The 12,195-nt window shown below is 51.4% G+C and carries 13 protein-coding genes and 1 pseudogene; 9 read left to right on the top strand and 5 right to left on the bottom strand.

Annotated features, from left to right (window positions below):
• Positions 1-300: 300 nt before the first annotated feature.
• The gene (locus tag JW878_04970; GenBank protein MBN1762414.1) at positions 301-1,389 is read right to left on the bottom strand and encodes an HAD hydrolase family protein; all 1,089 of its coding nucleotides are present in this window, start codon (positions 1,387-1,389) and stop codon (positions 301-303) included.
• Between the two features lie 163 nt (positions 1,390-1,552).
• Between JW878_04970 and JW878_04965 the strand changes: the two genes are divergently transcribed.
• The 3 genes from JW878_04965 to JW878_04955 all read left to right on the top strand — a co-directional run bounded on the left by JW878_04965 (position 1,553) and on the right by JW878_04955 (position 4,218).
• Positions 1,553-2,044 (top strand): metal-dependent transcriptional regulator, encoded by a 492-nt coding sequence (locus tag JW878_04965; GenBank protein ID MBN1762413.1) that lies wholly within the window; start codon positions 1,553-1,555, stop codon positions 2,042-2,044.
• Between the two features lie 181 nt (positions 2,045-2,225).
• Positions 2,226-2,495: a ferrous iron transport protein A gene (locus tag JW878_04960; GenBank protein ID MBN1762412.1), complete on the top strand. Its 270-nt coding sequence runs from the start codon at positions 2,226-2,228 to the stop codon at positions 2,493-2,495.
• A gap of 1 nt (position 2,496) precedes the next feature.
• Positions 2,497-4,218 carry a ferrous iron transporter B gene (locus JW878_04955; GenBank protein MBN1762411.1) on the top strand — a complete coding sequence of 574 codons (1,722 nt, stop codon included), beginning with the start codon at positions 2,497-2,499 and terminating at the stop codon, positions 4,216-4,218.
• 40 nt (positions 4,219-4,258) lie between these two features.
• Here the strand turns inward: JW878_04955 and JW878_04950 are convergent.
• The 4 genes and pseudogenes from JW878_04950 to JW878_04935 all read right to left on the bottom strand — a co-directional run bounded on the left by JW878_04950 (position 4,259) and on the right by JW878_04935 (position 7,453).
• Positions 4,259-5,113: pseudogene (locus JW878_04950) on the bottom strand (hypothetical protein).
• Positions 5,114-5,194: 81 nt separating this feature from the next.
• Positions 5,195-5,623, bottom strand: coding sequence for an ACT domain-containing protein (locus JW878_04945; protein MBN1762410.1), 429 nt, complete (start codon positions 5,621-5,623; stop codon positions 5,195-5,197).
• Between the two features lies 1 nt (position 5,624).
• Positions 5,625-6,926, bottom strand: coding sequence for a phenylacetate--CoA ligase (locus JW878_04940; GenBank protein ID MBN1762409.1), 1,302 nt, complete (start codon positions 6,924-6,926; stop codon positions 5,625-5,627).
• Between the two features lie 236 nt (positions 6,927-7,162).
• Positions 7,163-7,453, bottom strand: a complete 291-nt coding sequence (locus JW878_04935) for a C2H2-type zinc finger protein (protein ID MBN1762408.1) — start codon at positions 7,451-7,453, stop codon at positions 7,163-7,165.
• A 369-nt stretch (positions 7,454-7,822) separates the two neighbouring features.
• Here JW878_04935 and JW878_04930 point away from each other — a divergent pair, with 369 nt between their 5' ends.
• The 6 genes from JW878_04930 to JW878_04905 all read left to right on the top strand — a co-directional run bounded on the left by JW878_04930 (position 7,823) and on the right by JW878_04905 (position 12,188).
• Positions 7,823-8,257 carry a universal stress protein gene (locus tag JW878_04930; GenBank protein ID MBN1762407.1) on the top strand — a complete coding sequence of 145 codons (435 nt, stop codon included), beginning with the start codon at positions 7,823-7,825 and terminating at the stop codon, positions 8,255-8,257.
• Between the two features lie 164 nt (positions 8,258-8,421).
• Positions 8,422-8,607, top strand: coding sequence for a CooT family nickel-binding protein (locus JW878_04925; protein MBN1762406.1), 186 nt, complete (start codon positions 8,422-8,424; stop codon positions 8,605-8,607).
• A gap of 8 nt (positions 8,608-8,615) precedes the next feature.
• On the top strand, positions 8,616-9,131 hold the full coding sequence (locus tag JW878_04920) for a hypothetical protein (protein MBN1762405.1): 516 nt from the start codon (positions 8,616-8,618) through the stop codon (positions 9,129-9,131).
• A gap of 11 nt (positions 9,132-9,142) precedes the next feature.
• Positions 9,143-9,286: a hypothetical protein gene (locus tag JW878_04915; protein MBN1762404.1), complete on the top strand. Its 144-nt coding sequence runs from the start codon at positions 9,143-9,145 to the stop codon at positions 9,284-9,286.
• Positions 9,287-9,559: 273 nt separating this feature from the next.
• Complete coding sequence (locus JW878_04910) at positions 9,560-10,501, top strand: potassium channel protein (GenBank protein ID MBN1762403.1); 942 nt, start codon at positions 9,560-9,562, stop codon at positions 10,499-10,501.
• Positions 10,502-10,829: 328 nt separating this feature from the next.
• Positions 10,830-12,188 (top strand): TrpB-like pyridoxal phosphate-dependent enzyme, encoded by a 1,359-nt coding sequence (locus tag JW878_04905; GenBank protein MBN1762402.1) that lies wholly within the window; start codon positions 10,830-10,832, stop codon positions 12,186-12,188.
• The last annotated feature ends 7 nt before the right edge of the window (positions 12,189-12,195 follow it).

Below are 12,195 nucleotides of genomic sequence, written 5' to 3'. Positions count from 1 at the left end.
CTCGAAGCGTTTTTAACCGGGTATAACAACCGGAGACACGGCGCCCTCGATTATCGCGAAGGCGAGACCCCGGAGGCGGCATTCCTGTGAAGATCGCCTCCAGAAGCGATTCTCGGCCTGTTCCTGAAGGAAGACAGGTGGTATGAGTACCCTTAAAAAAGCAAAACGAAATAATAATCGTACTCTACATTTTTGACAAGGCGATGCAGTGCAGAACTAAAAGATGAATCCTTTGGATCTTAAATCACAAAGACTCTTTGTTGGGCCGGGAGTGCTATCTAAAAATGCCACCAGAAGATTTCACCCCAGCTTACCCGCGTCTTCTCGCACCCGTATGCGGAACTGCTTATGTATCCCGATAATCTCCTTCTTTCTGCGTTCGTCTGCGCGTTCGAGATTGTGGAAATACGGAAACGGCATCGTTCCCGGTTGGGTCATTACAAACTCCTTTATAGCTGGTGTAATGACGCTATCAGGAATAGTTGCAGGCTTTTCTTCAAACGTGTTCCGCTCAGTTTCCCAGTCCGTCACCAGCTCCATCGCCGCGCCTTTACCGTTTCGTGCAAACGCCTCGCACACTGGATAAAGGAACCGGATATCCACCGAGGCAAGCCCGACATTCGCATACGGAACCGCATAGTCATTGCCATTAAAAACGACCGCGATACCACCGTGCGCTGCAACTTCATTCAGCATCTTATAGTCAGTGATGCTGTCGCCAACCGCGATAATATCCCGTAACGCAATCTCTTTCTCCTGCGCGATCATTCGTATCGCTTCGGCTTTGCGCTCACCGCCGATGACCCGCGTGGAAAAGACATCAAAGTCCAAAGCATGGAGTTGTCGGAAAAAGAACTCATCCAGACGGCTCACTATCCGATCCGTATCGTCACGTTCGAGGTCAGAATAAAGCGCTATTATCTCTCTTTCAGCCTCTTTTAGTAACGTAACTGCTGATTCGGGTAATGCACGCCTCATTTCCGCTAAATCCAGCGTTGTGCAGATAATATGGTCTTCAGGGACGCCCAGTTGCTGCCCGATGTTATACGCGTGCTGCTCGTAACTGGTCGAGATGATATAAATGTCCCAGTTCTCCGCCTGTAACTGCTCAAACAGGTACTTTGCACCATTTATTATCCTCGCTCGCGCTGAGACCTTCCTTATATCCTTCTCGGTTATGTTATGCGCCAGAAAGAACGGTACGATTAACGCAAGCGTATCACCCGGCTCGTAGCCCTCCCGACCCTCCAAAGAGAGAAGGTCATCATACTTACTGATCACCTCGAAAATAGCCGCACCTTCCTCGCCCAGAAGCTTCATCACCTCGTATGCGTTATCCTGCGGTGATAACGGTCCTTCGAGGTCTAAGCATATGGTCTTTTCATTCATCTATAGGTTACCTCCTCCCTTCCACTTCTTCTCTCATCAATCATCATTACTTATTCGAAACTATCATAGATAGAGTAACGTTTGTGCGATGGTATAGATTAAGGTAGCGGAAGATACGCACGAAACGGTTATTTATCGGGCACCCTAATAATAGCACGAGAGCATGCTCAGCAGGAAGGTCGAGGATTATCTCGAGGCAATTCTGAACATCACGGAAGAGAAAGGCCACACGAGGACAAAGGACGTCGCGGTGGCCCTGGATATAAAGCCTCCAAGCGTTGTGGAGATGCTAAAACGACTGCACGACAGGGGCCTCGTGGAGTATCGGAGATACGAGGGTGTGCGATTAACCGCCAGAGGGACAGAGGTAGCGCAGGTTGTAAAAGAACGCCATGAGACGATACGAGCATTTTTGGAAATATTGCGGGTGCCAAAGAAAATCGCTGACGAAGATGCGTGCATCATCGAGCACGAATTGAGACCTGAAACGATACGGCAGCTCAAGAATTTCGTGCGGTTCATGACGTCAGCACCGGAGTATCCGCAATGGCTTGAGCAGTTCGAAACGTTCTGCATAACCGAAAAGCATCCTCGCGACGTGGCTAAGCGCGCAGCAAAAGTGAGCGGTTCCCGTGGACAGGTCAAACAGGTATAGGCTTTTTGGGAATACCGAATAATGTTAGGATGGCTTATTTATGTGCCTAAAAGCTATATCAGCTATAGTTAGGGCAACCTAAACCAGGCGGGATGGCTTCTGTTTGCGGGAGGTATCAGCACCCGCTCCGAAGAAGAACTGACAGGTTTGTAGAGTAGAAGAGGGCGTATAACGGAATAAAATGGCTGAGAAACAGTTGCGTAATGCAGACTTAGGTGGAGGCGGAGTTCCGCTAATCTCGCTGTTACCCGGCGAACGGGCGAGGATAGTTGCGTTAGGACCCGGTAAGGGACGACAGCACCATTTCAGAACTATGGGACTCATGGAAGGCAAGATCGTCAAGTTGATAGCGACACAGCCGGCTCGGGGCCCGTTCGTCATAGACGTTGAGGGCACGCAGATCGCACTCGGGCGAGGAATGGCACGACAGATTTTTATCGAGAAACTATGATATGAAACAGATCGCATTAATGGGCTGTCCCAACGTTGGTAAGAGCGTTATTTTTTCGCGATTGACCGGAGTGAACGTGGTTTCCTCGAATTATCCAGGAACGACGGTTGATTTTACCAGAGGTACGACGCTGATCGGGGACGAGAAATACGAGCTGATCGACGTACCGGGAACGTACTCCCTGGAGCCAACCTCGAAGGCCGAGGAGGTCGCCCGAAAGATGCTGCAGAGCGGCGATATTGTTATCAATGTAATTGATGCCACGCACCTGGAGCGGAATCTCTACTTGACTCTGGAACTCCTTGAGATGAAGAAGCCCACGATCGTTGCGCTCAACCTCTGGGACGAGACACAGCACCTCGGCATCGAGATCGATCTCGCTCGCTTGGAGCGTGAACTCGGCGTTCGGGTTGTTCCGACCTGCGCGCTCTGTGGCACGGGCATCAGGGAGCTGGCGGCTGCGGTTGGCACGGCGGCGCCCTCGAAGACGATCAAGCCAATGTCAGAAGAGGAACGCTGGTTGCGCGTCGGCAAGCTCATCCGTGATACGCAAGAGGTGCACCACCGGCATCATACGCTCTGGGATCGGCTGGCGGACATATCTGTACAGCCAGCGACCGGCATTCCTCTTGCGATACTCGCGATACTCCTCGTCTTCCTCTTCATCATCGAGATCGGGAACGCGATCATTGATTATCTGATGGATCCGATCTTCTACGGCCTTTACGGCCCCTGGATCGTCAACGTCGTGAATTCGTTCGCACCAAGCGGGCTGCTCCACGACATATTAATCGGTACCTCCACGATCGGAGCACTGGATTTTGAGCAATCGCTGGGTATCCTGACGACTGGATTATACGTGCCCTTCGGCATGGTGCTGCCCTTCATTCTCACCTTCTATTTCATGCTCAGCCTGCTCGAAGACCTTGGATATTTACCCCGGCTCGCGGTGCTCGTGGATACCGGCCTGCACAAGCTCGGACTGCACGGCTCGGCGATCGTACCGACGATCTTAGGCTGCGGTTGCAACGTTCCCGGCGCGTTAGCCACCCGCATCCTAGAGACGGAGAAGCAGCGGTTCATCGCGATGACGCTCATGGCGATATCAGTTCCCTGCATGGCACAGTCCGCAATGATCTTTGCCATCTTGGGCCGCTATGGTATACGATGGATACTCATCGTCTACGCCACCCTCCTCGTGCTCTATATCGTCTTAGGCTTGGTGCTGAACCGACTCGTCAAGGGCGAGAGTCCGGAATTACTGCTGGAAGTACCGTCGTATCGCAAACCCGATCCCGTAACGTTACTCAAAAAGACCTGGTCAAAGGCCTACGGGTTCCTCGCCGAAGCGGTTCCCTTCGTCATTGCGGGTATTTTCATCGTGAATCTGCTCTACGTATTTGGCGTTATTGACGTTCTTTCAATGGTCTTCTCGCCGATTCTCACTACTGTGCTCGGGCTGCCTGAAGGCGCGATTATCGCGCTGATGCTGGGCATCTTGAGGAAGGACCTAGCGATTGGCATGCTCCTACCCCTGGGTATGAGCCCACAGCAATTGACGGTCGCGTGCATCATCTTGGCCACGTATTTCCCCTGTATTGCGACCTTCGTGGTGATGCTCCGCGAGTTGGGTGTCCGGGACATGCTCAAAGCGGCGGGATTGATGGTTGTCGTCTCTCTCTCGGCTGGTATTATCATGCGAGCGCTTCTGATAGGGATTTAAAAGCCGCTCACTCAACTCAACGAGCCACAAAACAAAGCGGTTATTTCGGCCGGATGTACAGGCCCGTCATGGTTTCATCAAGCGTGGACTGGCTGTTCCGAGGAAGTGACGAGGCTGACCACGATCATTGCTACAAAGGATACAGCGAGTGCATAGAAGCTGAAATGCACCGGGAGTTTCGCCACATACTGATACCAGTAGCCGAAGACGCCCGCACTGAGCAGGCCTAGCGCCATACTGGCGATAGCACCTGCTTTTGTAGCCCGGCGCCAATACAAACCGCCAAGAAGCGGAACGGCAAAGGCCGCCAACATCACGCCGATACCCATCCAAATAAGCCACGCAAGCATTTCCGGCGGATTAATCGCAAGCCAGAGCGATCCGACTGCTGCCGCAACGACAGCGATTTTACTCACCCACAGGACTTCTCGGTCGCTTGCTCCAGGTTTGAGGAGGTTCCGATAGATATCCCAGGTAAAACATCGTGCCAATGGTCAATAGGAGCCTGTCGGTGGTGGACATCACGGCTGCGAGTACGATCACCGCAAAGATACTCCAGATAAAGAGGCTGCCGAAGGCATGCTCTATCCCGTACATAAACGCGAAGTCCTGCGCATTTGACGGCTTCGGGGAGTACAAGCGGGCCTTCAATCTCCAGCACGCGCACGGCGAACCCTGTGAATTTCACGAGAAACATCACGATAACATAGAGCACGAAGGCGATCAACGGCGACCATCTGAAGTACCGATCCTCCTTCGCTGCCAGCACATTGTTGATAACGTGCGGCGCAACGGCAAGGCCGATGGTGAGCAGCAGCCCAAACGAGAGGAGGAATTCGGGCGTGGCAAAGGCATAACCGGCATAGACGGGGGAGGGATACCATGGTTGCACCATGTTCGGATCCACGCCTGCGAGTACTTCGTTGATGTGGGTAAGACCACCCGCTTTCAGAATAGGGAAATAGGCGAAAGAAGCTCAAAGGCTGTAGAGTTCAGAACTCCCTACTAATTGGTAGCCATGCTGTTCGAGTATTTTCCGGGCAGCAGCGGAATCGTCCATTGTCAGAATGATTATTGCCTTCTTTTCACTCCCCGCGGAAAACCCGTAACAGTCCTCAATATCGACGTTATCGTGCTTCAGGATGCGCAGCATCTGGTTCAGGCTCCCAAACTTGTCCTCGATGACAACAGCCAACACCTCCTTCAAAGAGACCGTGACGCCGGCCTGTTTGAATGCACGAAAGCCCTTCTCAGGATTGTCGACGATAAACTTAACGACCCCGTATTCCTCGTCCGAGGAGATTGTCACCGCTAATATATTGACCTCAACATCCGCCAATATGCTGGTTATCTGCTCCAGCTTCCCTGGCCGATTCTCTGAGAAAACATTAATCTGCTTGACCATGCTACATCGCACCCCTCTTGTCTACCACCCGTACCGCCTTGCCTTCTGTTCTCGGCAAGCTTCCGGGCTCAAGGAACTCTACTTTTGGTCTCACCACTATCTCGTCCTGGATACACTTGGTAATATTAGATTCGAGCTTCTTAAGCTTTCTGAGGTCGCCGTCAAACATCTTTGGATACAACTCCACTTTGACGGTCAATGCGTCAAGTGTGCCTTCGCGCGTCACGTGAATCTGGTAATTCGTTGCGACTTCCGGGAAACTCATCAGAACATCTTCGATCTGACTTGGATAGAGATTCACGCCTCGCACAATGAGCATATCATCACTGCGCCCCTTTATACGCGAGAGTCTCACATGCGCTCTGCCACACGCGCATTGCTCGCCATCGTCAACGATTCGCGCCAGGTCGCCCGTCCGGTACCTGAGAATGGGCATGGCTTCCCGACCGAGTGTCGTGATAACAAGCTCGCCTTCCTCGCCCGGGGCAAGCAATTCGCCAGTGCTCGGGTTAACGACTTCAAGGAGGTAATTGTCTTCCCAGAGATGCATGCCGTTCTTCTCTTCGCACTCGAAGGCTACGCCGGGCCCGTTGAGCTCGGACATGCCGTAGGAATTGTAGGCATTTATATCGTATACGTCTTCAATCCGCTGCCTGGTTTGCTCCGAATGTGGCTCTGCACCCGTAAATCCGATACGTAAATCGAACTCCTTGGGATCGTAACCTCCTTGAGTCATTACTTCCGAGACGTAGAGGATGTACGAGGGTGTTGCATGGAAGACGGTCGTATTGAAATCCTTCATGAGCTGTATCTGACGTTTCGTATTCCCGACGCCCGAAGGGATGACGAGCATCCCGACCTTCTCGGCGCCGTAGTGGAGTCCCAAACCGCCGGTAAACATGCCGTAACTGATGAGGTTCTGGAAGATATCGGTCTTATTCGCGCCGGTCATCACAATACAGCGTGCCACAAGATCAGACCACGTCTCGATATCACGTTTCGTATGGAAGATGACCGTGGCTTTGCCGGTGGTGCCGGAGGAAGAATGCATACGTACAATTTCCTCTCGCGATACAGTCACCAGACCAAAGTCGTAGTTCATGCGTAGGTCGTTCTTTGTCGTAAACGGAAGCTGCGCGACATCTTCAGGCTTACTGAACGTTGATTCATCGATATTCTTCAAGCGATTCCTGTAAAAGATCGATTTCCTGCAGCGTGCTACTGTCTCCTTCAAACGCTTTACCTGCAACCCGTCGAGCTTATCGCGCGGCAGCGTCTCCACCTCTTTATCCCAGAAGGCCATGAATCTAATGTGAGGGTAGATGCATAAAAACACCTGCGTTACGGTCTTTCTAACCACTTTCTCAGCTCTTTAGCACAGTAACTCCATTTATGCAAATAGACAATCTACTTGCTGTTACATCGGTCCGCGTAGCACGTTCTGTCGCGATTGTGCATGACGTGTGGGATAAGTGGTTTAGTTGAGTGAACCGAAAAAAAGGAAAAGGACGAAGTGAGTTTTCTAACTCATTCATCCCTTCACTTGCTCTTTTGTATATCAGCCAAAAGAGCCTCAATTCGCTTTGATACGTCGCCCAAAATCTTCTTCTCTTCCTCGCTCAGATTAGGCGATACCTGCAATCCCTTCAGGATACCGATGGCCTCGATTGTTTTGTTCAACTGTTCAGCACCCATAACTGCTACCGCTGCTTTCTTCTCTCGTTTCTTTGCTCTCTTATGTTTTGACCTGACATGATGAGCCAATAGTAATGGCTTCGCAAATGTTTCGCCACAATACTTGCATTTATAACTCTTCGCTTCTTCTGTCATAGTATCACTATTGTACTAACAGCCTATATAAAGGTTACTATCCGAATGTTGACTTCTGATCAAAAATTAAGGATAGTTACGAGAGAACGAAGGTGATTAAAAAGAGGCGCTTTCCTTCTTTCTTCCGCCTTACAATAACGAGATATTATGAATACGTGTTGCTGGGCGTTATTTCGCTGCTCCTAATAGGTTCCTCCACAGCCGATTCAGGTTTCGGGTTCTTCCGCGGTTTTCCTGATGCCTGGAAAGCGGATAGCTAGCGGTGAGGAGATACGTAACGATATAAAGGAGAACTACCATACGTTTTAATATATACCCTAAGTGCAATAGGGGATTATCTCAGAACGCAAAAGGGAGGTACTGTAATCGATGCCAAAAGTGTTTGGAAGGATACTCGTGCCAGTAGATGGCTCTGACGTAGCGAAGAAAGCGGCAGAAAAAGCGCTCACGCTTGCAAAATCGACCGATATACCCGTTGTCGCACTTCACGTAATTAATATTAACCTCTATGCATACCAAACTGAAATCGTGTACCCCACTGAAATACCACTGCACGAACTTATCCAGCGGGAAGGGCATTCCTATCTCGATGAAATCGTAACGTTGGGGGAGCAAATGGGTATCCGCATATCCAAAAAGCTCGTTGAGGGTCATCCTGCCGAGGAGATCATAAAGGAAGCAAACGAGCACGACCTCATTGTCATTGGGAGTAAGGGAAAGACTGCACTTGATCGATTACTACTGGGCAGTGTTGCTGAAACGGTTGTCCGTCATGCTTCCTGTCCTGTTATGATCGTGAGATAGGGAGACTCGTACGTCGTGCGGGCTTCTTACATCGCCGGTTCGGTTTCTTTCTTTACTCATTCATCCCTGTTGACAAAAGGCCGGTTGAAATAGTTCTCCCTGAATGTGCGCGTTGCAGATAGTTAAGGTACATTAAGAGATACTGTACTGGAGGAAGACACGAAATGTGTGAATCGACGGTTTTTTTAGAGAAGGATGGTGAACGAGCGTTGCTGATGGAAGATGTCGTGCAGGTAGTGGTTGATGGCGAGACGATAAAAGTTACGGGAATACTGGGCGAGAGAAAGGACGTAAAAGGACGGATCGCGGAAATAAACCTGATGAAAAATACAATCGTGATTCTGCAGTAAGTAGACTGATGCGGATCGTTGTAGAAGACGCTGTGCGGCGCAAATTTGATATACGCGTTGACTGTGCGGTGATAAAGGGCGTGCGGCAAACCGAAGGGGCACACAGTGACATCAGCAAAGAAGTGGCAAGCGTCGAGGCGGAACTGAGAAGCAGCTACAGCATTGATGAGATTAAGGACGTGCGAATGATCCGATTGCAACGGGACTTCTTCTGGCACATGGGCGTCGACCCGACGAAAGTGCGACCGGCGTCCGAGGCGTTACTGCGAAGGATAGTGCTGAATAAAGGCTTGCCGCGGGTGTCGCCCATTGTGGATGCGTACAATCTCGCATCGGTGAAAACGTTGCTTACCTTTAGCGCGTTCGATCTGGCGCGGATAGACCCACCTCTGTCGGTACGGTTCTCGCGCGCTGGCGAAGAGGTCGTTCTGATCGGTCCGAGGCGGGAGAAATTAACGGGCAAGGAGCTGGTCCTGACGGATTCTGCGAAGGTACTGCGCGTCTATGTGCATATGGCGATGTAGATGAGACGAAGGTGACGGCTGCGACAACGGACGTGCTCGTGGTCGCCTACGGCATTCCCGGCATGCCTCGTGAAGAACTCAAAGAAGGTTTAACCGTAGCCGCGAATTACATTCGACGGTTCGCAGGCGGTGAAATAGTAATGGACGAGTTTTAGCGGTTACATTAGGGGAAATACTGATCTTCGGCGCTTTCGCGTCCACCCACTGCGATCTTCACGACCCGGGATCTCCACGGTTACACATGCGTGGAACGAAAAGGAAAGGAAAGGAAAGCAAGGCCGATTCCCTTATAAAGTCCGCCCGTATTATGTATGAATGAAATACGCTTTGAGAAGGATGAGGTAATCACGCGATCATCAGTTAGGAGGTGTAGGTAAGCTACGGAAGCAATAAGACGCGCACTCATTGGCTTCTTTCTGTTACTCGTCGTGGTCGCGATCGGAGCCTTGGGCTTCTGGTATCTCGAAGGGCTCACACCCTTAGAAGCGTTTTATATGACCGTTATCACGATAACCACCGTGGGCTATGGCGATTACTATCCCCATACAACCTACGGACAACTGTTCACGATCGGATTGGTAATAACGGGCGTCGGGTTAGCCTTATATGTGCTCACGGGGATAATAGAATCAGCATTAGAAGGGCGGTTGCGCGAAGCCCTGGGCATAACGCGAGTAAAGCGGGGCGTGGCAAAGATGAAGAATCACAAGATCATCTGCGGCGGCGGTCGTACCGGAAACGTCATAGTCGACGAATTCCGAGACGAAGGCGTAGACTTTGTCGTGATTGAGAACAAAACCGAGCAGGTAAAAGAGCTGAGGAAGAGGGGCATACCCGTTGTGGAAGGCGATGCGACGAACGAGGAGGCTTTGATAGAAGCGGGTGTGGAACGAGCTTCCGGATTGGTATCCACGCTCCCGCTCGATGCTGATAATTTATACCTCAGCATTACGGTGAAGGGCATTAATAACGCGTTGGATATCGTGTCACGGGCGAGTTCGGAGAAGGCAGCGAAGATGCTGTACAAGACAGGCGTGAAGAAGGTGATCATGATTGAAGAGATCGGCGGGCGGCGATTGGCACGGAGCTTGATCAAGCCGGCGGTGGTTGATTTCATCGATTTCGCAACGAAAACCGGAGAGGCGTCTTTAGAAAGCTTTACCGTTCAAAAAGGCGCTAAAATCGCGAATAAAACCGTGAAGAACTTGCGGTTCAAAGAACGAATCGGCGCGTCGATCGTGGCGATCATTCGTGGTGAAAAGGTTATTTCCAACGTCGGTCCTGAAGATGAGATACTGGAAGGCGATACCGTCGTGGTCATCGGCAAGAGGGAACTGATCGAGAGACTCGAGGATATGGATTTCTTCTAGCTGATCTGATCTTTCCGCTCTTGTGATTCCCGCACATTCCACGATTCGCGAGGGTAGAGTAACGCAGATATCGTTGCGATGCTGATTCGGGATGGTTAGAACAAGAGTATCCCGTATCGGGTAAGGGTACTTCCCGCCGTGCCGTGATAAGGCCTTCAAAACCGAGTGTTGTGGGAATAGCAGCCGTTTACCGGTCCTAGCACTTTTAACGGGTTTTGTCATTACGTTGCGGTTTCGAACAGCTGGGGGGTTGCACCCCGCGGCACTTATATACGTACACTTTTATACTTCCAAGTACATTAATGAACATCGAGGTGAGAAGATGAGCATAAAAGCGAAGATACTACTGGAAGAGGAAGAAATCCCGAAGGCGTGGTACAACATACAGGCGGACATGCCGGAGCTGCCAGATCCGCCGTTGAATCCGATGACGAAGGAGCCTGCGAAGCCTGAGGATTTCGCACCGATCTTCCCCATGGAGATAGTACGGCAAGAAATGACTACGGAGCGGTTCATTCCGATACCGGACGAAGTTCGGGAGGTTTACCGGCTCTGGAGACCGACGCCATTGTACAGAGCGACAAGATTGGAAGAGAAACTGAAGACCCCTGCCCGGATTTATTACAAGTGGGAGGGTGTGAGCCCGCCAGGGAGCCACAAGCCAAACACCGCGGTTGCACAGGCGTATTACAACATGAAAGATGGCGTCGAGCGGTTAGCAACGGAGACCGGTGCGGGCCAGTGGGGCTCGGCACTCTCGTTTGGCGCGATGCTGTTCGGGTTGAAGGCTACGGTTTACATGGTTGGTGCAAGTTACGACCAGAAACCGTATCGACGGATCATGATGGAGACTTGGAACGGTGAAGTGTACCGGAGTCCCAGCGAGAATACCCAGTTTGGGCGGAAAGTGCTGGCAGAAACGCCGGACACCACTGGGAGTTTGGGCATGGCCATTTCAGAGGCGGTCGAGGATGCAGCTACGCACGATAACGTAAATTACGCCATCGGTTCGGTTCTGAACCACGTCTGCCTCCATCAGACGGTGATCGGGCTTGAGGCAAAGAAGGCGTTCGAGATGATCGACGAGTATCCCGATTTCATCTGCGGCAACGTCGGCGGCGGCAGTAATTTCAGTGGCGCAACGTTCCCGTTCGCGGCCGATAAGCTCGCCGGTAAGAAGCCAGACCTCAAGATCGTTGCGTGTGAGCCAATGTCCTGCCCAACGCTGACCAAGGGGCTTTATCTCTACGATTACGGCGATACCGCCGGGATGGCACCCATAATAAAGATGTTCACTTTAGGGCACACGTTCATCCCGCCACCAATCCATGCGGGTGGGTTGCGATACCATGGTGACGCTCCGTTACTCTGCAAGTTAGTGAAGGACGGCTACATCGAGGCGGCGGCGTACCATCAAACCGAGGTTTTCAAGGCTGCGAAATTGTTCGCGGAGACTGAGGGAATAATCATCGCGCCGGAATCCGCGCACGAAGTGAAAGCGGTAATCGACGAGGCGTTGAGATGCAAGGAAAAAGGAGAGGAGGAAGTAATCTTCTTCAACAACAGCGGGCACGGGCATTTCGACCTGGGCGCTTATGATGCGTTCCTGAGCGGAAAACTCGTGGACTATGAGTATCCTGCGGAGCTGGTGAAACAGGCGCTGGAGCACTTGCCGAAGATAGAATAAACAAGTA

This window comes from Methanomicrobia archaeon (assembly GCA_016930255.1).
GTDB lineage: Archaea > Halobacteriota > Syntropharchaeia > Alkanophagales > Methanospirareceae > JACGMN01.
The sequence above is the reverse complement of the archived record's forward strand: the minus strand, read 5'-3'. Positions and strand labels throughout refer to the sequence as shown.